Genomic DNA, 23,983 nt, shown 5'->3' on the forward strand with positions numbered 1-23,983 from the left:
AAAAGGCTTGATCTGACTTGCGGTCAGACTTGAAAACCGATCCCAAAAGCTTATTTTAATCAGACTTGCTTATAAAAAAATAGAGGAAACAATGCCATGCTGACACAGACCATTACATTCCCTGCAGCTTTTGCGGCAGGCCTTCTGTCTTTTCTGTCCCCTTGTGTGTTGCCGTTGATCCCGGCCTATTTCAGCTTTATCACAGGACTATCTTTAGATGAACTGACAGCTGACGACAAAGATGTACGTAAAAAGGTAATCCTGTCCACCCTGGCCTATGTGGCCGGGTTTTCCTTTATTTTTATCCTGTTTGGGGCATCCGCCTCTCTTCTTGGCGGGCTTGCCGCCCGTTATTCCTGGGTTGTACGGTATGTGGGCGGCGGCATTATCCTGGTCTTCGGGCTGCATCTGCTGGGTATTATCAACATAAAAAGTTTGCAGTTTGAACGTAAATTTCATTTCAAGGAAACCCCCTTTCATCTGTTTGGCACATTTCTAATCGGCATGGCCTTTGGCGCGGGATGGAGCCCCTGCATAGGCCCCATGCTGGGCAGCATACTCATTGTGGCAGGCAGCCAGGACACCATCCTCAAAGGCGTACTGCTCCTGGCAACCTATTCTGCGGGCATGGCCCTGCCTTTTCTTTTGATATCCATTTTCATTAACTCCATGCTCAGTTTCATGAAAAAGGCCACCCGGGCCATGGGCATCATTAATAAATGTGCAGGCGCACTGCTCATTGTCATTGGTCTGCTCTTGATCTTTGACAAATTCCGGCTCCTGGCAGCCTTTTAAATTCAGTCATGGGCACGGCGGCGACCGCCGTCACATATATGATTTTACCTTACGCCGCATCAGGAATCTCCCTTGAATTTTAATATAAGTTTTGACAAACTTTATTCAGCATAACATATTGACATAAAATCTATCGTTTTTAACTTTAAGTATGTAAATGTATGCTCAAGCCAACAATCGACAACTTTTGGAAAGGAGAATCATATGAAAAAACATTTAAGTATCGAAGGAATGTCCTGCCAGCATTGCGTCAACCGGGTAAAAAAATATCTGGAAACCCTTGGAACGGATGTTTCCGTGGACCTTGAAGGAAAAAAGGCTGATTTTGATACCCTAGGCGATGTGGATATGGGCACGGTGATTAAGGATCTCTCTGAATTTGGGTTCACGGCTAAGGAAATATGAGGCGCCATGACCACCACCCTTGAAATAAAAGTATACGGCATGATGTGCACGCACTGTGAAAATGCCGTAAAAAAAGCCCTTGAAAAATTTGATGGGATCAGTGATGTAGCAGCCTCATTTGAAAAGGAAACCGTCACCCTGGCACTGGAAGACGACACAGCCTCGTTAGATGAACTCAAAGATGCCATTGTGGCTGAGGGCTATGCCCTGACCCCGGGAGGGGCTGGGGACGATGAAGACGGATCGTCCGGCCGAATTGATGCAAAATCCGAAAGCCAGAATGAAGCACCCCCGCTTTGCAACATAAGCTTTTCCATCCAAGGAATGCACTGTGCCAACTGTGCCCTGGCCATTGAAAAGGCGTTTGCAAAAACGGAGGGCATCGCAGAAACAGCCATCAATCTCCCCCTTGAAAAAGGCTTTGTTTCATATGATCCGGATCTGCTGGATGATCAAAAGATCCTGGACGTAGTCAAAAATGCCGGTTACAGCGCATCCCTTGAAACCGACCAGGACCAGGCCGGCGGCAGTCGGGAAAAATTCAGATTTTTGTTTGCATTGGCTATCACCATCCCCATGATGGTCATCATGCATGTCATGCCGTTTGGGCCTGTGGCCACTAACATTATCCTTTGCATCATGGCCACATCTGTTATGGCGGTCTCCGGCCGAACCTTTTTTGAAGGAGCGTACTATTCGCTAAAAAACCGGCTGGCCAATATGGATGTACTCATCAGCTTAGGGGTTAGCGCCGCTTATTTTTACAGTCTTTTTTCCCTGATCTTTTTGGATCCTTCCCAAATGCTGTTTTTTGACAGTTCTGCCATGCTCATCACCTTTATCATGATCGGCAAAATGCTCGAGGCAAGGGCCAAGGGCAAGACCGGCCAGGCACTTAAAACGCTTTTGGCGTTGAATGCAGACACGGCCAGGGTGATCAAGGACGGCAAGGAACGGATTGTGGATGTTTCCATGGTCGTCCCCGGTGATACGGTACGGGTCCTGGCCGGTGAAAAAATTCCCGTGGATGGAAAAATCCTCAAGGGAGATACCGCAGTGGATGAATCCATGCTCACCGGTGAGTCCTTTCCGGTTGAAAAAACTTCGGGAGATGAGGTCACAGGTGCCACCATCAACCTGTCCGCACCCATCACAATGACTACCACCCGCACCGGCAACGATACGGTGTTATCCGAAATTATTAAAATGGTGGAGGATGCCCAGGCAGACAAGGCACCCATCCAGCGGGTGGCCGACACAGCCTCCAACATCTTCGTCCCTGTTGTAACAGCTGTGTCCCTGATCACCTTTGCCGTATGGTACGTTACTGCACCCGGATTTATCCCATCCGGTTCCACCCCGTTTTTATTTGCCTTTGAACGCATGATCGCTGTTCTTGTCATTGCCTGCCCCTGCGCCCTGGGACTCGCCACGCCCACGGCTGTCATGGTGGGGTCCGGTTTAGGCCTTAACCGGGGTATCCTGTTTAAAAAAGGATCTGCCCTGGAAAACATTTCCCATCTGGACATGGTTTTGTTTGATAAAACAGGTACCCTGACAACAGGAATGCCTTCGGTTACAGGTGTTTTTCCCGGCAAAAATATTACTCAGGAACAATTGCTGTCCTGGGCTGCCGGCGCCGAAACCAATTCCAGCCATCCCCTGGCACCGGCGGTAACGCGTTTTGCCCGGGAAAAGGGAATTAGTCCTGAAATCACCTCGGATTCAAAAGAGCTCTCGGGCAGGGGTATTGAATGCCGCCTTGGCGACCAACTGCTCAGGGCCGGAAACCTAACGCTGGTGGCCGACGACAACATTCCCGATGATATCCGAACCCGGGGTCGGGAATTGGCAGGCCAGGGAAAGAGCCTTATTTTCATCAGCCTGGACCACCAGGTAAAAGGGGTAATCGCCTTAGAAGACCAAATCAAACCCGAGGCAAAGGACGCCATTAGGCAACTACATGTGGCAGGCATTCAAACCGCCCTAGTCTCCGGGGACAATAAGGCGGCAGCAAGCTGGGCAGCCCGCCAGACCGGTATTGATGAAGTGGCGGCCGAGGTTATGCCTGGAGATAAAATCAACCAGGTAAAAAAATGGCAGGAAAAAGGGTTAAAAGTGGCCATGGTGGGTGATGGTATCAACGACGCCCCGGCCCTTGCCCAGGCAGATATCGGTATTGCCATTGGTTCAGGCACGGACGTGGCCAAAGAAACCTGTGAGGTGGTGCTGGTGAAAAATGATTTAAAAGATGTGGACCGGGCCGTCCGATTAGGCAAGAAGACCCTTTCCACCATAAAACGCAATTTTTTCTGGGCCTTTTTCTACAACGTTATGATGATTCCCGTGGCCGCAGGCATCCTGTACCCGGCATTCAGGATATCATTGACCCCGGAAGCCGCCGCCATCGCCATGTGGCTCTCCTCTCTGTCCGTTGTGGGCAATTCCCTACTGCTTAACCGGTTTGGAAGGCAGCTGGACGGGTAGTCTTGAACTTTGGACTTTAAATTGCGAAGAATTATTGAAAAAGATCAATGACACTTCCCACAAAAATCCCCATGGTTGCGCCAAATTTTTTATGCAACCATAGGGGGAGGATAAGGTGCGTCAATAAAGCCATGGTCGCAATTGCCGGCAATATGCTTACATTGACGCGTCTTGAGATCCGACACGACCTGGTCGGAATCGTTGTCAGAGCGGATCAAGCTTTTTCAAAATCTTTTTTTGCTGCACCACATACCGGACAAGTCCAGTCTTCGGGAAGATCTTGAAACGATGTTCCCGGGGCAATGTTATTATCAGGGTCACCTTTTTCGGGGTCATATACATAACCGCAAACGGTGCATTCATACTTTTCCATAATACATATCCTTTTGTGTTTTTTAGTTTACAACGCGCATCAAAATCCTCTTATTTTTGATGATTTTTGAGAGTTAACAACCATAAAATATAATCTGATAACCAGTTTTTTCAAGAAAAACTGTGCTACCTGTTCATACATTCTTATTCTCCTGTGATCACATAGAGATAAAGGGCACGGGGACCATGGGCACCGTGCACCATCACAAACGCGATATCTGCAGTTTTGCTGAGGCCTGAAATAATAACCATGTGGTGGGGAAGCCCTTCTCCCCTTGTGTCCGGATCATATTTGAGCAACGCGTAACGTTCTTTCATGGCAGACAGAATTTGCTCTTTTTTGATGACCGCCACATGGATGGAGGGCAGAAGCGAAACGGAAAGGAGCACCTTAAAGGTTATCACCTAATTGCCAGGAGCAAGTGTGGTCTCATGGTTCAAATTTTGGGCGGTCTTATAACATATTTGCTGATGGCAATATATTGCCATGAAGAATTCAATGAAAAAGTCTCCATCAAAAGGATTCGACAATTACGAACTAAAATTTTGAATGAGTTATTTAACGGCCAAGCTAACTCTGAACCGATTAGGGACAATAATTTCAAGGACCCAATAACATCACTGAAAAAAACCAAAAATTAAGGGTTCCCCTGATTGACAGACAAAGCCCAACTTTATTAAATTTTGTCAACGTTACAAATTATTAAGAAACGGGACCATAAAATTTGCCAAAATTAAAGGAGACAATCAGAAGATAATTCTTTCAAGTCAGTAACAGTCTGAAAAATAAATTTATATTTCTTAAAGCTTAGAATAAAAAAGGGGGACCTAATGGGAAAATTCACAATCGCGTTTTTAGTCGTTACATTAATCACTTTCGGATTGATTTTCAATAATACAGTGTCTGCTGAGGATTGCACCGAGTTCGAGTTTATCGGCAAGGGCTATGCAAATTTTATAGATATAGAACAAGGAATCACTCAAGGATCAATCTCTTTTAGATCAAAGGACAGGAAGGTTAGGCTTAAGTGTGGGGTTCGAGGGGTCCCTTATGTAACTGACGAAGCATTGAAATTCAAGCAGATTGTTGTTTGTGACGACCACTCTCGATTCGACCTTGTGTCAGAGATGACAGAGTATCCGGATGGTTCTTTTTATGAACATCCGGAAATTACCGTTGTTGAAGGCCCTTTCTATGAGGAAGGGTATCGCGCTGGGGAGGCAGATGTCATAGGCATCATGAAAGTAACCGAAACAGGGGGCATATGGATCGACATGAAGATTAAATCTGCCATCATCTATAAATAATCCTCATTCCTTTGCAGGGAACTATCCTGACATTTTTAGTCTCAATTGTATTGTCAATAAAGTGAATTATTGACAATATATACGGATGAAGAGCGAAGGATTTGGGACCGTTTCGATTCAGCTTTGTACAGATAGTTCGGTTGAAATTCGTGTTCGATATTATCGACGATCCTGTGATCGTCGAAATCGAAAAAGGTTCAAATTTTGGAAGGATTCGACAATTACGAACTAAAATTTTGAATGAGTTATTTAACGGCCAAGCTAACTCTGAACCGATTGGAGACAATGATTTAAAAGAACCAATAACATCACGTGATGCAAAAACCTAACCGGACATCACTGAGGAGATCTATGATATTTTCCCCATCGACATCATGATTACGACCGTTGAAGATGAGTCTCACCCGGACCGTTTGGCGGTCATCCTTAAAATGGTGACCTCAATCACGGCGGTTTCAGCCAGATCCTGCGCACCAAATTCATGGGTGCGGGAAGAGTACTGGGACATGATACAGTCCAGGCCTTTGATTTTTTCTTCCGAATCAACAAGAATACGTGCCGTTCCTTCACCAATAATACTGGTGTAAGATGTACCCCAATTGCAGGCAGATGCGTGTTTATTCAGCTTTATAAGTTCATCAAATTCAAAACAGACCCGGGGGTTGACGGCCAGAATGTCAAATTTTCGCCCCTTATCTGCCCCGTGAAAATATAAAAAAGGCGGATCATACCCGAAATGCAACGGCACCACATAGGGCTGCCCATTGTCTGACAGGCCAAGGCGACAGACTTTGGCCTGTTTTATGATACTGTCAATCTGATCCTGATCGGTTATCTGCTTTTCGTTTCTACGCACAGCACCCTCTGCTTTAACCGCATAAATTCCTGTTCATCTACCCCTGCTGCTCCCAAAGGACGGTTAACATTGTCATGGCAGTCCGAACCGCCGGTGACAAGCAGGTCATGTTTATGTGCCCAGTCCAGAAGCAAAACCTTATGTTCCGGTGCATGGCCCGGATAATGAACCTCAAGGCCTTTGACACCGGCATCCAGCACCTCGGGCAGCAGACGCGCCACGGTTTCCAGGGGCGGCAGCACCTCCTTGTAATGTCCTTCCCCGGGAAAAGAACCGGCAGCCGGGTGGGCCAGCACGGCGACCACAGGTTCGGTCTTTAGAAACCTTTTAACCTGACCAAGGTCTACCCCCGAAGGCAGATAGGCGGGACTGTCATTGCCGATGATCCGGGTAATGGTGTCTTTATCCGAAATACCCAGTTTCTCGTCCAGGGCCATGGCAAAATGGCGGCGGGAGGCATTGTCCGAATATGCGGCAATATCTTCAAAGACAAGATCCCTTGGCAATAAAGGAGATTCACTGCCAGGCCCGAACATCTGGTTGATCTTCTCTATTCTTGCCCGGACCAGACCCTCTCCCCGTCCTCCGGCCAAAAGAGTTTTAAACCGGGAGACAAATCCTGAATCTTTTAACAACGCGCTTGAAAAATAGGTCAACACATGCAAAGTGCCCGTGAAAAAGTCCCGTTTGAACCGAACAGAGATCTCAACTCCCGGAAAAACCTCGATACCCTCAGTTTTTCCAGCATTCAGTGCAGGTTCAAGGCCGTCGAGGGTGTCATGGTCGGTGACGCCTATAACCTTGATGCCCATGCCCGCGGCCCGGGCCACCAGTTCACCGGGTGAAAAGTCCCCGTCCGATGCGGTGGTGTGATTGTGCAAGTCTGCAAATATATATGTCATCAACTTCCTCCTGGGAGTGAAATCTTACTTAATTTATACAATGATACCTTTTTTATCATATTTTAAACCGACCCGGGCATATTTTCTTTTTTTAACCAATTTGTAATATTTTATTTGATTTTCATAGATTAAATGGTAGAAAGGACAGCTATTATAAACTGGCGCCACAGCCGGTTTCAAGCACTGGAAATTCTTGGTAATCTGCATTACCATTCGGGTTAAAATGCTTGACCGGCCAGAGAATCAAACAATATTGTCACTTTTTAAAGATCACAACCGGTCTGAAGCCTGTCAAAAAAAATTGATAGATAATAAAGACAAGCCGTTGAACGTTGACAATCCATAATCATCTGGACTTAACTACCTATGGACCCTTTACATACCCTTGGAAAAATCAACTCTGCCAATCAGGCCCTGAATCTGTTTGAATCAAAATTAGACAGCACACAATCAGCAAAAATTGCCAAGATAAAACACCCGGATGTACTGGTCCGTATCGCCAATGCCATTGCCCTTTGCAGGCCGTCAAAGGTATTTATTAATACCGGCTCAGAAGAAGACAAGGATACCATTCGAAAAATTGCCCTTGAAAAGGGCGAGGAGCGTGCCCTTGCCATGGACGGGCACACCATCCATTTTGATCTGGCCGGAGAGCAGGGACGGATTGTGGACCGCACCTATTATATTGCCGCCCCCCAGGATCTGGTATCCAGCCTTGCCAACCGTATGCCACCTGAAGAAGCCGCAGCGCAGATTGAGAGCCACATGTCCGGCATCATGGAAAACCTGACCATGATTGTCGGCTTTTACATGAGAGGGCCGGTGGGCTCCCCTGCAGCCAACCCGGCCCTGGAACTGACATCCTCGGCCTATATATCCCACAGTGCAGAGTTGCTTTACCGAAACGCATTTGATGATTTCGACCGGGAAGTTGAACAAAAGGGATATTTTTTCACCAATTTACACTCCGAAGGCCTGAACCGCACCGAGGATCTTCCCCATGCCCGGGTGTTCATGGATCGAAAATACCAGACCACCTATGCATGGAAATGCACATATGCCGGCAACACGCTGCTGCTTAAAAAGGGCAATCACAGATTTGCCGTGGACAAGGCAGTATACCGGGACCGGGGCAGGGAGTTGTCCGAACATATGTTTATTACCGGCGTCAACGGACCGGGGGGCCGGACCACCTGGTGTGCCGGCGCGGCCCCTTCGGGATGCGGAAAAACCACCACGGCCATGGCCGGAAATGTATTTATAGGCGACGACCTGGCCCAGATGTGGATCGCCCAAGACGGAACCGTACGTACCATCAACCCGGAAAACGGGATATTCGGGATTGTGGAGGGGATAAACTTTGAAGGTGATCCTTTGTTGATGAAAGTCTTACGCCGGCCCGGCTGCGAAGTGATCTGGTCCAACGTCCTTATGGATGAAGATTTTAAACCCCACTGGGTGGGCAATATGGAGCCTGCCCCCAAAAAGGGAATTAACTTCCAGGGTGAATGGCACCAGGGAAAAACCAATGACAAGTCGGAACCCATCCCCATCTCCCATCCAAACTCCAGATGCACCCTGGCCTCGGAAAATCTTGACAACTACTCCTCTGAAGCAGCCAATCCCGAAGGGGTGGTGACACGGATATTTACATACTCAGGCAGGGATGCGGACACCATGCCGCCGGTATGGGTGGCAAAGAACCCGGATGCCGGTGTGGTCATCGGTGCCTGCATTGTATCTGCAACCACGGCCACAGAAGTCGGCGTTACAGGTATTAAACGCGCACCCTGGGCCAACGCTCCTTTTATTCCCGGCGCTTTAGGCGATTATATGGACGCCCAGTTTAAATTCTTCAACAACCCGGATATAAAGGAACCATTCAAACCGGTCATGGCAGGCCTGAACTATTTTCTGACCCATCAGGCCAGGGGGGGCGATTCAAACAAGCTTCTCGGGGAAAAACAGGACGTCAAAGTGTGGCTGGCCTGGCTGGAAAGATACGCCCATAATGAAGTCGGGTACCTGCCCACCCCCATCGGCAACCTGCCCTGCTACAATGATCTGGCCGGACTGTTCAAGCAGATCATTGATAAGGATTACCCAAGATCGCTTTATGATATGCAGTTTGCCCTGTACACGGTAAAAATCATCCAGCGCATTGAGCTTCAGGAAAAGGCATATGCAAAAGAGGAAAATCTTCCAAAAAAACTATTTGAAATCCTGGCAGTACAAAAAACAGCGCTTTTGAATCTGAAGAAAAAAATCGGGGATGTCATCATGCCCGATTTTTTTGAAAACTTAATTTGAGACCAAATTCTGTATTCTAAATGATTTTAAAGCAATAAACCCCGAAGTTATTTAAATTTTCTAATCTTCCAGTGTAAAAAAGTGGGCTTTGCCCACTTTTTTTATTTCACCACGTAGAAGCACAGCGTTTCAATTCAATTTAATTTAAGATTAATTGCATTATTTATTTCCAAAATTTTGATCCTGAACCTTGAAAAAGGACTTATGCCGGGTGTATTTCTTAAATTGCCCTTAAATTATAGTTTTAAACGCTTTTGTGTAAAAAGAACGTAAGATGCCTTTACATTTTTATTAACTTTAAACAATTGTCTACAATTTTATACCCGTTTTCCACTTGATTTTAGGCAGAACGACAAATATATATATACTTCTATTTAATTTATTAACGAGGAAAAATTTCATAAATTTTTTTGAACACATTTATAAATTATTTTTCACATTCAAAGAAGGAGAATAATAATGGCAAAAATAGTGCATCGTGAGGAATTGGCCCAAGGGACCATTATCCTCAACGAAATAGACGCGCCCCGCATATCAAGAAAGGCCAAACCCGGCCAGTTTGTCATTCTTCAGGCAGACGAGACCGGTGAACGTGTCCCGTTGACCATGGCGGATACAAATCCTGAAAAAGGGACCATCACCATCATTTACATGGTTGTTGGTAAATCTACTGCCCGGTTCCGGGATCTTAAGGTCGGTGAAGAATACTATGCGCTCATCGGTCCTCTGGGTATGCCCACCCATATTGAAAAGATAGGAAAGGTTGTCTGCGTGGGCGGCGGCACCGGTATTGCCGTGCTGCATCCCATCGCACGGGCCCTCAAGGAGGCCGGCAATGAGGTTACGGCTATTCTGGGTTCCAGGACTTATGATCTGCTTATCCTGGAAGAAAAGATGAGAGAAGCTTCTGATCACCTGTATATCTGCACCGATGACGGCTCCATGGGCCATCACGGATTTGTTACGGATATACTTAAGGAGACCATCGAAAAAGAGGACATCGCCCTGGTTGTGGCCATCGGCCCCATTCCCATGATGAAATTCTGCAGCCTGATCACCAAAGAAAAAGGCGTCAAGACCATGGTCAGCCTGAATCCTATCATGGTAGACGGCACGGGCATGTGCGGCGGATGCCGGGTATCCGTAGGCGGAAAGAAAAAATTTGCCTGTGTGGACGGCCCTGAATTTGACGGTCACCAGGTTGATTTTGATGGACTTGCCAAACGGCTTGCATCCTATACGGAAGTTGAGAAACAATCCATGGATGCTTACAACAAATGCAGATGCAATACAAATTAACGCGCCCGTTTCTAGGGTATATGGAGGAATAAATGGCTGATAAAAAAGTAAAAGTTGACCGGGTAGTGATGCCAGAACAGGACCCGGATGTCAGGCGCAGAAATTTTATGGAAGTCCCCTTGGGCCTTACCGAAGAGATGGCAATAACCGAAGCCAAACGCTGTCTTCAATGCAAAAAACCAGCCTGCATGGATGGATGCCCGGTTTCCGTATCCATTCCTGCATTCATCAAATGCATAGCTGAGGGTGATTTTTCCGCTGCCGCCAGAAAACTTTGGGAACGCAATGCCCTTCCCGCAGTCTGCGGCAGGGTCTGTCCCCAGGAAGAACAATGTGAAGGCAAATGCCTGCTCGGCAAAAGAGAGCAACCTGTTGCCATTGGTTATCTTGAACGCTTTGCTGCAGACTGGGAACGCAAAAACGGTACAGGTGAGGCGCCTGCTGTCGCTGAAAAAACCGGTAAAAAAGTGGCGGTTATCGGTTCCGGCCCCTCCGGGCTGACAGTAGCAGGCGACCTTTTAGCCCTGGGCCATGATGTTACCATTTTCGAAGCATTTCACAAACCTGGCGGGGTTCTGGTATACGGCATTCCCGAATTCCGTCTGCCCAAAGAAATCGTTGCATCGGAAGTGGCCACATTGGAAAAGATGGGGGCAAAGATTGAATGTAACACTGTCATCGGTGCCACCGTCACCATTGACGAACTGTTTGATGAAGGCTATGACGCAGTATACATCGGCGTGGGTGCAGGGCTCCCCAGATTCATGAACCTGCCCGGCGAAAACCTCATCGGTATTTATTCTGCCAATGAGTACCTGACCCGGACCAACCTGATGAAAGGGTATCTGTTCCCTGAATACGACACCCCCATTGCCCGGGGTAAAAATGTCGTGGTTCTTGGTGCCGGCAATGTGGCCATGGACTCTGCCAGAACCGCCATGCGTTTAGGTGCAGACTCGGTCAAGGTTGTTTACAGACGATCCAGGGATGAGATGCCCGCAAGGAATGAGGAACTGCACCATGCGGAACAAGAGCAAATTGAGTTTATGCTTTTGACCAATCCTACCCAGTTCTTAGGGGATGAAAACGGTCGCGTCACCGGTATGGAATGTCTAAAAATGGAACTGGGCGAGCCTGACCCTTCCGGCCGCCGCCGGCCTGTGCCCATTGAAGGCAGCGAGTTCAAAATAGACTGTGATCTGGTTGTGGTGGCTGTGGGATCCAACGCTAACCCGCTGCTCACCAAATCCACTCCAGACCTGAATTTGAATAAATGGGGTAATATTGTTGCAAATCCCGTCAACGGCAAGACTTCCAAAAGAGCTGTCTGGGCCGGCGGAGACATCGTTACAGGTGCGGCTACGGTTATCCTTGCCATGGGTGCAGGCCGTGCTGCAGCCACCTCCATGCATGCTTACCTGACCCTTGGATGGTAACTTTTAAAAGTATCCGCCTACTCCGTCATGGCGCCTGACCAGATGCTCAATCGACATACTCTATGTATGCCTTCGCCCCTTTTGTCAGACACCATGGCCTTGTAGGCGAAGCTTTTTAGTTAGTACCCGGCCGAAAACCGTCAATTTTGCCGATCAATTCGCTGGTCGCAAATTTTACTCCTTGAAATAACTCATGTATTCCTACGGTTAAAATTTGCGTCTTGCATTAGGGCAACTTTGGATTCAAATACGAATTTTTTAGCTCAGTCGGCTGATACAAAATGTCGGAAACGAATCCACAAAAACCAAAGCGGGTCAGGATTTGCTTATCCAGCCCGCCTTTTGCGTTTTACCGTTATGTACATCCAGATGATCTTTTCTTTCAACTTTTGTTGTGGGCTGCGTATAGGTGCTGATAATCCAGACAGCCCATGGCCGTTTATAAAAAAGTCTCCAGCAACTAACTGGATTCTTTCTATCTTTGTTGTAGACCAAAGCCTGGGTGTAGATAGACCAAGGACGGCCCGTGGCCGTTATAAAAATCCTGCTTTAATGCCGAAGTTGGACATGATGAAAATCCATAACCCCATAGCGGCTATTCAGGTTTGATAAACACCTTATGGTCCACCAGAGACAGGGAATCTATCTTTCCTTTTATAAATTTCTGTTCACCAAAAATAGAGACCAGGCGGATGCCCTCTTCTTCGGGTTCCACCTTGTCCACAGCCTCCAGAAACAGAGACTCTTGTCCATCCTTGTCCACGAGATATGCATTGGCTTCACACATAATATGCACTCCTGATCTTTAGATCTTTTACTGCCAAAGGACATCTTCCTTTTTTTATTTTCGAAAGAACATCCCAGTAAATTATAATATACAGGTTATCAGATGTTAATTATACCCAAAACCTGTTGTTGCTATATCGGAGGAAAATAAACATCCAACAATTCGTCCACTAACTGAGGCAAAGGCGAACCCACCATCCCGACAATGGCAATATTCTCCTGGGTCAGAGGTAAAAGCACCTTTTTAGCCTGGGAGCACGATACGGCTTCAGCCATCTGGGGGGTGACCTCTCCCATCATGGCATGGGGCATAATGATTCCCACAGTGCCGATGATCATATCAGCGCCCTTAACTGTCTGAACAATGGCGTTGGTGCCGGAAGCGCCCTTATTTGCGCGGGCTTTAAGCATCTGGGCAGTGGCAATGGCGTTGGTGCCAAGGGCAATCACTTCAATGGATTCCTCATACCGCTCCTTGATCCGCTTGATTATGGTCGATCCGATACCGCCACCCTGACCATCGATAACACACACTTTTTTCATGTTTTTTCCTGTTAAATTACAAGGCAGACTTGCTTCCAGACCGCTTCGGCTACATTCTCCACAGAATCATTTCCGTCGATCACAACCACGCGCTCCTGGCCATCCAAGCGGTGAAAAGCTGCCAAATAATTTGCCCGCACCTGCTTCATGATATCTATTTTTTCATAGATTTCAAGGTGTTTTCTGGTGGTTTGAAGCCGTTTCAGGCAGATTTGGGGGTCCACATCAATAAACAAGGTGATATCCGGCTTTAAAATATCGGCATTGAGTCGATTGGCCTGAATCACCCACTCCATATCCATATACTGGCTATGATAGGCATAGGAAGAAAAATAATACCTGTCACACACCACAATCGTACCGTTATCCACCATTCGGCGAATACCGGTTTCAGAATCCATCAAATGTTCGGTACGATCGGCAGCAAAGAGGCTTGCAATGGTACGCTGGTCCGCGGGAAGACAACCGGACAGCATTTGGCGGATCAGACGTCCCACAGGCCCGTCTGTGGGTTCACATGTGGCGAAGGTTCGTGCACCCTGGGACGCCAGGCGCTTGCAAAGCAACTCCACCTGGGTGGTTTTGCCTGACCCGTCAATGCCTTCAAACACCACGAACCTACCCCGGATCTCTTTTCCCAAACCTATTTCTTTCATATCAATGTCGTTAACTTAAGTTTTTTATGATGCCCAACTCCTATTGGACACAATAACAGTGGAAATTTGGAAACTATTGGCAGACTGGCATATAAAATGGAAGCCAAAGGCACTTCATCCTCTTGTTTCTTGTTTCCAGTTTCTTGCCATTAACGCCTAAGTTAATGACTTTGTCCTTCATACAACAAAATAAACCCGGCAGACCCCGGTAACCGGGACCTGCCGGGCTGATATATTTTAAACCCCGAATAGTCGGGTTTAAGACGGACTGTGGCAACCTTTACAATTAACGGGAGCAGCTTTGGGGAGTTCGGCTTTGTCTATCCCTTGCGACATTGCTGCCCGGCGTTTCTTGGCGGTATCCCGGTGGCAGGTTACACAGACATTATGGTAGGCCGCCAGATAGTACATCTGGTTTTCCTCATTCTTAACACTCCTGGTGCCCGAGGGTTCGGTTTCACTATGGCATGAAGTACATGACTCAACTTCGCTTTCCCCGTCCCAGTCATGGTGGCAGTCTTTACAGGCAAACTGAAAATGAAGTCCATGGGGAAAACCGACAGAGCCTCTTGTGGCTTCCACCCCTTCAGGTGCCTCAATAGTAATAATACCCAAGGGGATAGACAGCGTTTCATCACTATCCACAACATCTGAATGGGGATCAGGATGGCACCCGGCACAGGCAACAGGCCCTGTAACAATGTTCTTGGAACCGGCAGCTTTTTGTTGGTCGGCCTCATTTCTATGGCAGTCACGGCATGCCTGGTGATAAGCCCCTACCATGGATTTTGCACCATTTTCCGATACATCCGCCTGACCAGGTTTCGGCGCCCAGAAATTTTCATGACAGCCGCTTGTCCCGCAACTTTTTATGGGAGCAGTTCCGTTCCAAGTGTGATGGCACTCTTGACAGGAATAGGAAAAATGAAGGGAATGGGGAAAAGTAACCGAAGACAGTGTGGCCTTGTATTTGGCATCCTGGGGAGCCTGTAAGGTCATGGTACCGGTGGGAAGCTCAAATGTAGCCTCAGGGTCCTCAGCAAGGGCAACGCCCGTCAAAATAAAAGCAAAAGCAAACCAGGGTACTGCAATGAGAAATAATCGTTTCATGATCCCTCTCCAAAAAGCTGTTATGTCAGATTGTGCCTCAAGTAACCGGGAGTATTTTAATTGTCCGGCATTTAATATCGCATAAACATTATTGCTGATTCAATGCGCTAGTATATAAAGTTGTCTTTTGTATATTAATTAATGTTTATAAAATCAACCTGAAATTTGGCCATCAGGGCTAAAAATTCGCTACAGGCACCTAAAAAAAATTCCAAACCCTTGAAGTAAAACAGACAACTACCTGGAATAATTATATATTTTTCCAAACGTCTATACATTCAGTCTCTCTTTGCAGTTATGGATAAACCGGTTGAATAAGGGCAGCATGCCATCACTTTTCTGCATGAGCAGTTCAGGATGCCACTGCACAAGATCAATGGGCAAAGACTCATGCTCTGCGCCTTCCACCACGCCGTCCGGGGCCCATGCCGTGATCCGAATACCTTTGCCCGGAGCATCAATTGACTGGTGGTGCCGGGAGTTGATGCGGATGGATTCACCAAACAAACTGTACAACCTGGAATCCGGCTCAAAGCGGACATCATGGTCCGTGCCATAGGAGAAAACCTCCTGCATGTGAACAATATCGGATTCAGGCATTTGGCTGGGAATATCCTGAATAAGGGAGCCGCCTAAAGCCACGTTTGCCACCTGGGCCCCCCTGCAAATGCCAAGAAGCGGCATTTGAAGTTCCACTGCCAGATTCACCAGAGTGATCTGAAAGATATCGAGTTCCGGATCACTGGCCCTGCAGGCCGGATGCATCTCCTGGTTAAAAAAATGGGCGTCCATGTCCAGGCCGCCGGGGAGAATCAGGCCACTGACACGGGACATCATCAAGGCTACCATCTGTTCATCCCCGGTGGGCGGCAGGATAACAGGCACGCCCCCGGCTCGCTGAATACAATGGCTGTATACCACGGGAACGCTGGTGATGGTCTGGCCATTTTTATTGCGTTCCGTATTGGCGGCAATGGCGATGAAAACAGGCATATTAGATTCTCCGCTGATTTTAATCATAAGCCGAAAGCAAAGTTCAATGAACCTTATAAATCAAGATGGTAGTCCGTTAAACTTTTTTCTGATCCTTATCAAATTTTATTCCAGTCCGGTGTAAAATCCTTTTTAGGCTTCTTTGACAACAGCGTTTAAGCGGACGATTTTGGGCTGAATATTGAATGACTCAGGCACCTGTGAAAAGTAGGATTCCAGCACGGCCAGGGCTTTACTTGCAACGGAGACAGCCGCCTTTTTTCTGTTATAGGCCAGCAACTCAAATGTACCTGCAGTGCGGATCATTGCCTGCAGGATTTTTTTTTCCTGTCCCTTAAGCCCCCTGTAGTTCTGCTCAAGCCATTCATGGCACTCAAAAAAAAGGGCGTCATCCCAAAGCAGACCGGCTGTTGCATAGATATCGGAACTCAGCATCGGATTCGACGACATTTTCGCCAGGACAGCGGTATACAGCTCATACCGTGCTTTAATGTAATTTTGCGCAGGCCCGGACAATTTTTCGGGGTCCAGATCCGAAACCACCTGGTCCACAGGCGCCAGGTCTTTTTTATGCAGGGCTAAGATAAATGCACTTCCCAAAAAGTTTCTGACATCCCGGTCTGCCCGGTCTTCAAAAGGGTTAAATAGTCTTTTCATCATACCTGCACTAATACCTGAAAAAGGGGGGATTTTTCAAGGGAGGGGACCATTTTTTATTGTTCTCCGTCTGATTGTGTTGTGGGTTGAGCCTAAATGTTAATAGGCTATACCTGCCCATGGCTGTTATAGAATAAAAAGGAAGGCCAGCCAGTAAAATCCTTGAGCATTATCTTCAATTAGCGTATTTTGTTTTACTGGTTTAAGAGGGATTTGATTCGGGGGGATATTGACACGATCCGGTCTTTATACACATTTAAAAAACCGGGCAAACAAACGAGGTTCTCATGGCAAAAAAAATCATTATTATCGGTGCGGTGGCCCTGGGCCCCAAAGTGGCCAGCCGCCTCAGACGGCTTGATTCCGATTGTGAAATCACTATGATAGACAGGGACAACTTGATCTCATACGGCGGATGCGGCATTCCTTACTATATTGGCGGGGATATCGGAGAACTCGAAGAGTTGTACTCCACTACGGCCCATCACGCCAGGGATCCAGAATTTTTCCGTACCGTCAAAGGCGTTAATGTCCTTACCCGGGTGGAAGCCATCGGCATTGACCGCAGAAACAAACTGCTCAAAGTTCGCCACCTTGAAGACGGGACTGAGTCTGAAATGCCTTATGACAAGCTGGTTATCGGCACGGGCGGCACGCCTTTTACCCCGCCCATCCCCGGCGCAGACCTGCCGGGCGTATATCCGGTATCCAACCTCCACCATGCCCACACCATCAAAGAATTGATCAGCAAGGGCGCCGTAGGAAGTGCTGTGGTCATCGGCGCCGGTGCCATCGGTGTTGAAATGGCCGAAGCCCTGACCGATTTGTGGGGCGTGGAAACCACCCTTGTGGAAATGGCATCCCATATACTGCCGGTTGCCATTGGTCCAAATATCGCCCTTATTGCCGAAAAAGAGCTTGAAAACAATGACGTGGGGGTCAAAATCGGCGCCCAGGTAACCAAAATTCTTGGGGATGCTGAAAACGGCGTTACCGGGGTTGAGGTCAGCGGCGAAGTGATTGAATGTGACCTTGTGATCATGGCCGTAGGCGTTCGCCCCAATACGGGCTTTGCAGCGGAAGCGGGCCTGGCTGTGGGCCGGGGCGGATCCCTGATCGTAGATAGAAACTTAAGAACAACCGACCCGGATATTTACGCAGGCGGTGACTGCATTGAAGTGTGTAATCTGGTATCCGGTGACCAGCTTCCCATGCCTTTAGGCTCCCTTGCCAACCGCCAGGGCCGGATAATCGGCACCAACATTTTTGGGAAAAATGCCCAATTTGACGGTACTGTGGGCACCTTCTGCATCAAGGTATTCGGCATGGGCGTGGCCACAGCAGGCCTGACCATGCACCAGGCCAAGATGGCTGGATTTGATCCGGTTCACTCTGTGGTGGCCCAGTTTGACCGGGCCCATTTCTATCCCGATTCAAAATTCCTGTTCATCCAGCTCATCGCTGACCGAAACACCCGCAGGGTCTTGGGCGTGGAAGCCATAGGCGAACAGATTGATTCAGTCAAGTCCAGGGTAGACGCTGTGGTACCGTTGCTGCACAAAGGCATGAATGTGGATGAAGTCTGCACCCTTGAGGTGGGCTATGCACCGCCATTTGCATCTGCCATGGATGTGATCAACAATGCCGGCAATACGCTGGATAATATTCTGGACGGAAGAAACACTCCCATTGACTGGCCTGAATTTATTGACCAGTTCGAAAAAGGCGAAATCACGGTGGTGGATTTAAGAGAGAGCGTGGAAGCCCAGCCGTTTATTGACAAATACGGAGCAGACCGCTGGATACACCTGCCCCAGCCCGAGTTGCGCGAACGATATAATGAATTGCCCAAAGATAAAGAACTCTGCCTTTTCTGCGGCACGGGCGCCAGATCTTTTGAATGCCAGATCATCCTGAACCAGAACGGATTCACCCGTGTTAAAAATCTTCAGGGTGGATATGCCATCATCCGGGTAACCGATCCGGATTTTATTCCCGAGGGAGGGTAACCGTTACATGCCAGGGCTTCCCTGCTGCACCACATGAAGACGATGCCCGGTTAAGGGACTTTGAAATTCACCCAGGTCCCTTAACCCGGATATTCTAGATAGGTGCCCTGAATCTAAGACAGCTTAAACCTGCCGACCATTGTATTAAGGTTTTCAGCCAGCCTGGACAATTCGCCGGAACTGGTATAAATCTGCCTGCTGCCGTTACTCATTTCATCGGTAGCATTGCTGACCTCGGTAATATCCTTTGTAACCTCAGCAGCCACAACAGAAGTCTGGGACACATTCTCATTCACTTCCCGGATGCCCTGTGAGGCCTGGGCAACATTATTTGCTATCTCCTGGGTCGTGGCAGCCTGCTCTTCAATGGCAGAGGCAACAGTGGTGACGATTTCGTTGATCTCATTAATGATTCCAACGATGGACTCAATTGCGGTTACAGATTCATTGGTTGTTGTCTGAACCCCTGAAATTTTATCATTTATCTCCTTTGTAGCCTCTGCAGTCTGCTGGGCAAGGACCTTGATCTCCCCTGCCACAACGGCAAAGCCCTTGCCTGCCTCGCCGGCCCTTGCCGCCTCAATGGTTGCGTTAAGGGCCAGCAGGTTAGTCTGCTCGGATATGTCGGCAATGGTTTCTGTTACCTTGCTGATTTCGGATGCCGCCCTCCCAAGTTCATCGACTTTTAAGGATACCTGTTTTGCCGTTTCAACAGCCGTAGCCGTTGTTGCGCTGCCTTTGGCCGTGTTTCCTGCAATTTCATTTATGGTGGAGGACATCTGCTCGGCTGCAGTGACAATCATTTGAATATTTACAGTTGTCTGTTCCGTGGCTGCTGCAACAGAGTTCATGTTGGTTGCCATTTCCTCGGCAGAGGCAGATACATTATTGGACCGTTCCGCCGTCTGTTCCGAATTTGCCGTTATCTGTTCGGAAATGGCAGCCAATTCCGTTGAAGAGGCTGTCAGGGTTTGTACACCATCTGCAATATCTTTGAACATATGGATCAAATTTTCAGCCATATATTTCATGTTATTGTACACACCTTTATTCTTCTTTTCGTCAAATTTGACCGCCAGGTTCCCGTTTGCAATGCTGTTGGTAATATCTACAATCTCTGCAGGATCCCCTCCAAGCTGAGAAACAACACTGCGCTTGATAAAAAAGGCTGTTCCGATTCCCATGGCAATAGCCAAAAATGCAACCCCGATAATCAGCCGCTTTGCTTTGATAATTTGCTGGTCCGTTTCCTGCTGCTGTCCTTCCAGGGACATCTTGACGGTATTCTGAACGTTGCGGGCGCATGCCACCATGGTATCGTTAATTTCTTTTTGCGAATCTTTCAATGCTTTAAGCTTGGAAAAAGCCTGGTGGTATGTATCTGCGGCCTCTATTATGGGTTTTATAGACCCTCCTTTTGCAACGATTTCATCAAGTATGCTGTTGACCTTGATGAAATAGGATTCCTCTTTGCGAATCAAAAAATTTTTTTCATGACGACGACATTGCAGCACCTGTTGGATAATGGCCTCGGTATTCTCAGCGCTTTTCATCAAATTTGCAATTTGACTTAAATTTGCATTTTGCGCCATCAGACGTTCACATTCAGCCCGGTCCGCTTTAAGGATGGACTTCGCGACTTTTTCCATTTGCCGCGCCGATGTGACCATTGTCTCATCCGCTTCTTTTATTTTGTTTTCCAGAGTAATATAGGAATCAAATGCCTGCCGGTATTCGTCGGCCATCTTGACCATGTTATCCAACTGCCGAAGGCTTTCGGGATCAGTTGAACGGGCTTTGATTGCTTGGATCTCCTCTTTGAGTAGATCCGATTGCTCAATGACAGCCTTCACATAGGACTCCTCCCCCCTGAGGATGAAATTCTTTTCCTGCTGCCGCGCCTCGTACATCGTCATTGTCAGATTACCGGTGTCAACGGCATCGGTCATTTGCCTGACTACTCTTGAAAGTCCGTTAAAACCTGCGGCTGCTGCTATCAGCAGCAATACCAAAACGACACCGAATCCAACACTAATTTTTGTTCCAAGCTTAATACGCGTTGACATGTTTTTTGCTCTCCTGTTTTAATTGTTTTTCTATCCTACAGGGACTATTTATGGTTTTTGATATCAAGATTGAAAGTTCCTTCATATTTACGGGTTTCAATAAGAATTCTTTGATATTAGAAGGAGATACCGACGCCTTTCTATAGTCCTTTTCAAACCCCGTACAGATAATTACAGGAATATCAGGATTAATTTTTTCCAGTTCCCTGGCCAATTCTTCACCTGTTAACCCAGGCATCGTCAGATCCGTAATCATTAGATCGAATCTATTCGGATTAATTCTCAATATCTCAAGAGCATCACTGCTGTTTGTACAGCAAGTGGCATCATAGCCAAGCCGCTCAAGAAATTTCTCTTCCATTTTGACAATCTGTTCTTCATCATCTACCAGCAGAATATGCCCTGTTCCGTTCATGCAATTGCTTTCGACAATCGGAAGCGATGTTGTTTCCGTGTATGAACCAAGAACAGGCAGGTATATGTGAAAACAGGCGCCTTTATCCGGCTCACTGATCACTTTAATGTCCCCGCCTGCTTTTTTAACGATGCCATGGACAACCGACAGACCCAACCCAGTACCTTTTCCGACTTTTTTGGTTGTAAAATAGGGCTCGAATATTTTCAAAGCAATATTTTTTTCCATGCCGACGCCTGTATCGGAAACTAACAATTGCAAGTATCTGCCAGGTTGTAGCTCTAAAAAACCGGGGAACTCATTTTCATCAATATCCATTTCACAAAGTTCGACCGTAAGAGTTCCTCCGCTGTCCTCCATGGCTTGATATGCGTTTGTACATAAATTCATGATAACCTGATGGATCTGAGTAGGATCCGCCATTATGGGATTACAGTTCATATCAATTTTCTGGACGATATTAATGGTTTTGGGAATGGTTTCCCTTAAAAGGTTAAGCGTTTCCTTCACAATTGGCTGAACCAGCACCGGAATTATTTCATTCTTGGTTTGCCTGCTGAACGAAAGGATCTGATTGATCAGTGTTTTCGCCCTGCCTGATGCGTTAAGGATTTTCATTAAATACTTATAGGAAGCACTGTCTTTAGCAGTATCCATCAGCAGGATTTCAACATATCCCGTAATGGGAAAAAGGATATTGTTAAAATCATGGGCGATTCCGCTTGCCAAGATAGCGATGGCCTCCATTTTTTGGGTCTTGAGAATATGATCTTTTAGCTTTATATTTTCTTTTTCAACGGATAATATTTCGGTAATATCGCCAATAACCACAATGAATCCTTCTGAGTGATCAAAGGCATTTAAAGGACAAGTTATAAAGGAACAATGGAAATCTGTTCCATCTTTTTTGATGCACCTGCTTGTCGCCCTGAACGGTTTTAATGTGGCATTATCAGAATAGAGTTCCTTACCCATTTTTTGATATGTGGCTTTATCCGGGTAAAACATTGAGGTACTTTTCCCCACCAAGTCATCATCCTCATATCCGAACATTGCATGCAAGGTCTCGTTTGCCCAGTAAATTTTGCGCTCCTTAGCCAGACAGATCCCCACCGATGATGCCTGACTGATTGCACTGAGTTTCTGTTCATTGAATTTCAGTAACTGCCGGTACAAACAGTATCGCTGGTAGCTGCTTCTAAATAAAAGAACCCCTCCGATCGAAAAAATAATGATAATGAAAGACAAGGTGTAGTCGTGGCATCTCTCTGTTTTTTCAATGATTGTATCAAGAGAATTTTTCGGAGAACAAATTGCTATAGACCAGGTTGAATCAGCTATTTTCACAGGTGAATAGGCCACGAATTTTTCAATATACCCCTTTTGATTTCGATGCCATCCGGAGGTATAAGTGTCCGCACCTTCATGACCCTTTATCATTTTTTGCTGAATTCTTTCTATTTTCTCATATGAAAAAGCCCGGTTTTTTTGCTTCCTGGCGCCAAAACTGTTTCTTCCTTCAAATTCTTTAACCGGATGTATGAGAAAATGACCTTCAGAATCCAGAACCCATGCATATTCGACGGCTTTCTCCGACACAATGGAGTCTATAATGGTATTTAAAACATTTACCGGATCAAATGATCCCACCAGAACACCTTTGATGCGGGGGGTGATCGGGTCATTTTTAAAAACGGGAATGGCGACCCTGATTCTTGGTTCATTTTTTTCATTGTAAAGAAAACTGGAAATCGCTGTTTCTCCAGTTGCCAGTGCTTTTTTATAATACCCCTCGGTATCGTATTTTTTTCCAATCAATTTCCTGCGAAAGCCTTCACTGGGATAAACAAATGTCAACATCCCCTTTGTATCTAAAAATCGTATGGAGGTCACTTTCTGCAACCCCTTATGTCGTTTATAAAACAATTCATCGGAAAGCAGGATTGAAGAAAGCTCTTGGCCAGTATTTGTCATAGAATAAAGATCAGAAATGAATCGATCAAAATACTTTTCAATAGCGAATGACACGAATCTTGTCTCCATCAACTGCTGACTGCCATACTGCCTGGAAGCCATGTGCTGTAATTCACGTCGACTTTTTTTGTTGATATATATTGCCATGATACTAACAGTAACGATGGTCAGGATCATGAAGAATAAAGAAGGCTTAGGAGTCTTCATCGCTTCCTTCGAGATTCTCATAAGTTACTACTGCCTCGTATTTTTAGTTCCCAATTTTATTTGATTTGTATTTTCGTCCGAAAATGATAGCAAATTTTATACCACATCATTTTCATGGCAGATTGCCATCACCACATTAACACAATGATTTTATTTACTATAAAAACTAAAGAACGATCTTTAATTGAAAAATTAAAGGAGGGGAATTGACATCGATATGCTTTGATTGTTGTGAATGAGGTGTCAAAATTATTTTCTATGTGTAAATATTTTTTACAATTACAACCCTGTCAGGGGGGATTCCACAATTTCGGAAGGGCGGGCGATGTCATTTCGCCGATCCATGCCTTGACCGTTGCAAAGGCAATTCTATAAAGGCACCGGAAATCAAATGGTT

Annotated in this window: 21 protein-coding genes and 1 pseudogene; 10 read left to right on the top strand and 12 right to left on the bottom strand. The window is 46.6% G+C overall.

Going from position 1 to position 23,983, the window contains the following annotated elements; all coding sequences use genetic code 11:
• Positions 1 to 96 precede the first annotated feature (96 nt).
• The 3 genes from B147_RS0118355 to B147_RS0118365 all read left to right on the top strand — a co-directional run bounded on the left by B147_RS0118355 (position 97) and on the right by B147_RS0118365 (position 3,687).
• On the top strand, positions 97 to 795 hold the full coding sequence (locus tag B147_RS0118355; RefSeq protein ID WP_020588667.1) for a cytochrome c biogenesis CcdA family protein: 699 nt from the start codon (positions 97 to 99) through the stop codon (positions 793 to 795).
• Between the two features lie 204 nt (positions 796 to 999).
• Positions 1,000 to 1,200 (top strand): heavy-metal-associated domain-containing protein, encoded by a 201-nt coding sequence (locus B147_RS32200; RefSeq protein ID WP_020588668.1) that lies wholly within the window; start codon positions 1,000 to 1,002, stop codon positions 1,198 to 1,200.
• A 6-nt stretch (positions 1,201 to 1,206) separates the two neighbouring features.
• Positions 1,207 to 3,687 (top strand): heavy metal translocating P-type ATPase, encoded by a 2,481-nt coding sequence (locus B147_RS0118365; protein WP_020588669.1) that lies wholly within the window; start codon positions 1,207 to 1,209, stop codon positions 3,685 to 3,687.
• 214 nt (positions 3,688 to 3,901) lie between these two features.
• On the opposite strand, the gene rd is transcribed toward B147_RS0118365, so the two are convergent.
• Together rd and B147_RS0118380 are read right to left on the bottom strand one after the other, a co-directional pair.
• Positions 3,902 to 4,060 (bottom strand): rubredoxin, encoded by a 159-nt coding sequence (gene rd, locus B147_RS0118370; RefSeq protein WP_020588670.1) that lies wholly within the window; start codon positions 4,058 to 4,060, stop codon positions 3,902 to 3,904.
• A 143-nt stretch (positions 4,061 to 4,203) separates the two neighbouring features.
• Positions 4,204 to 4,464 carry an LUD domain-containing protein gene (locus B147_RS0118380; protein ID WP_020588672.1) on the bottom strand — a complete coding sequence of 87 codons (261 nt, stop codon included), beginning with the start codon at positions 4,462 to 4,464 and terminating at the stop codon, positions 4,204 to 4,206.
• On the opposite strand from B147_RS0118380, the pseudogene B147_RS33570 reads away from it, so the two are divergent.
• Positions 4,441 to 4,701, top strand: a pseudogene (locus B147_RS33570) (IS4 family transposase); the annotation flags it as partial. The gene B147_RS0118380 and the pseudogene B147_RS33570 overlap by 24 nt on opposite strands.
• Before the next feature lie 189 nt (positions 4,702 to 4,890).
• Positions 4,891 to 5,367, top strand: coding sequence for a hypothetical protein (locus B147_RS0118390; protein WP_020588674.1), 477 nt, complete (start codon positions 4,891 to 4,893; stop codon positions 5,365 to 5,367).
• Positions 5,368 to 5,767: 400 nt separating this feature from the next.
• Here the strand turns inward: B147_RS0118390 and B147_RS0118400 are convergent, their stop codons facing one another.
• Entirely contained in the window at positions 5,768 to 6,223 is a 456-nt protein-coding gene (locus B147_RS0118400) for a pyridoxamine 5'-phosphate oxidase family protein (protein ID WP_020588676.1), read from the bottom strand.
• Complete coding sequence (locus B147_RS0118405) at positions 6,199 to 7,125, bottom strand: PHP domain-containing protein (RefSeq protein WP_020588677.1); 927 nt, start codon at positions 7,123 to 7,125, stop codon at positions 6,199 to 6,201. Before B147_RS0118405 ends, B147_RS0118400 begins: the two co-directional genes overlap by 25 nt.
• Before the next feature lie 366 nt (positions 7,126 to 7,491).
• Between B147_RS0118405 and B147_RS0118420 the strand changes: the two genes are divergently transcribed.
• From B147_RS0118420 to B147_RS31855, 4 genes are all read left to right on the top strand, one after another.
• Positions 7,492 to 9,435 (top strand): phosphoenolpyruvate carboxykinase (GTP), encoded by a 1,944-nt coding sequence (locus B147_RS0118420; RefSeq protein WP_020588680.1) that lies wholly within the window; start codon positions 7,492 to 7,494, stop codon positions 9,433 to 9,435.
• Positions 9,436 to 9,894: 459 nt separating this feature from the next.
• The gene (locus B147_RS0118425; protein WP_020588681.1) at positions 9,895 to 10,734 is read left to right on the top strand and encodes a sulfide/dihydroorotate dehydrogenase-like FAD/NAD-binding protein; all 840 of its coding nucleotides are present in this window, start codon (positions 9,895 to 9,897) and stop codon (positions 10,732 to 10,734) included.
• A 32-nt stretch (positions 10,735 to 10,766) separates the two neighbouring features.
• Complete coding sequence (gene gltA, locus B147_RS0118430) at positions 10,767 to 12,170, top strand: NADPH-dependent glutamate synthase (protein ID WP_020588682.1); 1,404 nt, start codon at positions 10,767 to 10,769, stop codon at positions 12,168 to 12,170.
• A 237-nt stretch (positions 12,171 to 12,407) separates the two neighbouring features.
• Complete coding sequence (locus B147_RS31855) at positions 12,408 to 12,779, top strand: hypothetical protein (RefSeq protein ID WP_157237949.1); 372 nt, start codon at positions 12,408 to 12,410, stop codon at positions 12,777 to 12,779.
• Here B147_RS31855 and B147_RS0118435 read toward each other — a convergent pair.
• From B147_RS0118435 to B147_RS0118465, 6 genes are all read right to left on the bottom strand, one after another.
• Positions 12,766 to 12,957 carry a CooT family nickel-binding protein gene (locus tag B147_RS0118435; protein WP_020588683.1) on the bottom strand — a complete coding sequence of 64 codons (192 nt, stop codon included), beginning with the start codon at positions 12,955 to 12,957 and terminating at the stop codon, positions 12,766 to 12,768. The two genes, B147_RS31855 and B147_RS0118435, sit on opposite strands and share 14 nt — an antisense overlap.
• Before the next feature lie 131 nt (positions 12,958 to 13,088).
• A complete protein-coding gene (locus tag B147_RS0118440; RefSeq protein ID WP_020588684.1) occupies positions 13,089 to 13,499 on the bottom strand; it encodes a DUF3842 family protein in 411 nt (136 codons plus the stop codon).
• Between the two features lie 11 nt (positions 13,500 to 13,510).
• Positions 13,511 to 14,155 (bottom strand): dTMP kinase, encoded by a 645-nt coding sequence (tmk, locus tag B147_RS0118445; RefSeq protein WP_051085686.1) that lies wholly within the window; start codon positions 14,153 to 14,155, stop codon positions 13,511 to 13,513.
• A gap of 258 nt (positions 14,156 to 14,413) precedes the next feature.
• A complete protein-coding gene (locus tag B147_RS0118450) occupies positions 14,414 to 15,265 on the bottom strand; it encodes a cytochrome c3 family protein (RefSeq protein ID WP_020588686.1) in 852 nt (283 codons plus the stop codon).
• A gap of 270 nt (positions 15,266 to 15,535) precedes the next feature.
• A complete protein-coding gene (locus B147_RS28870) occupies positions 15,536 to 16,258 on the bottom strand; it encodes a gamma-glutamyl-gamma-aminobutyrate hydrolase family protein (RefSeq protein WP_020588688.1) in 723 nt (240 codons plus the stop codon).
• A gap of 132 nt (positions 16,259 to 16,390) precedes the next feature.
• Positions 16,391 to 16,918 carry a DUF309 domain-containing protein gene (locus B147_RS0118465; protein ID WP_020588689.1) on the bottom strand — a complete coding sequence of 176 codons (528 nt, stop codon included), beginning with the start codon at positions 16,916 to 16,918 and terminating at the stop codon, positions 16,391 to 16,393.
• 284 nt (positions 16,919 to 17,202) lie between these two features.
• Between B147_RS0118465 and B147_RS0118470 the strand changes: the two genes are divergently transcribed.
• Positions 17,203 to 18,924, top strand: coding sequence for an FAD-dependent oxidoreductase (locus B147_RS0118470; protein WP_020588690.1), 1,722 nt, complete (start codon positions 17,203 to 17,205; stop codon positions 18,922 to 18,924).
• A 113-nt stretch (positions 18,925 to 19,037) separates the two neighbouring features.
• Here B147_RS0118470 and B147_RS30530 read toward each other — a convergent pair whose 3' ends face one another.
• Complete coding sequence (locus tag B147_RS30530) at positions 19,038 to 20,990, bottom strand: methyl-accepting chemotaxis protein (RefSeq protein ID WP_020588691.1); 1,953 nt, start codon at positions 20,988 to 20,990, stop codon at positions 19,038 to 19,040.
• Positions 20,974 to 23,607 carry a hybrid sensor histidine kinase/response regulator gene (locus tag B147_RS0118480; protein WP_157237950.1) on the bottom strand — a complete coding sequence of 878 codons (2,634 nt, stop codon included), beginning with the start codon at positions 23,605 to 23,607 and terminating at the stop codon, positions 20,974 to 20,976. The genes B147_RS30530 and B147_RS0118480 overlap by 17 nt, the downstream gene beginning before the upstream one ends.
• Positions 23,608 to 23,983: the final 376 nt, after the last annotated feature.

The sequence above is a fragment of the Desulfobacter curvatus DSM 3379 genome (assembly GCF_000373985.1).
Lineage (GTDB): Bacteria > Desulfobacterota > Desulfobacteria > Desulfobacterales > Desulfobacteraceae > Desulfobacter > Desulfobacter curvatus.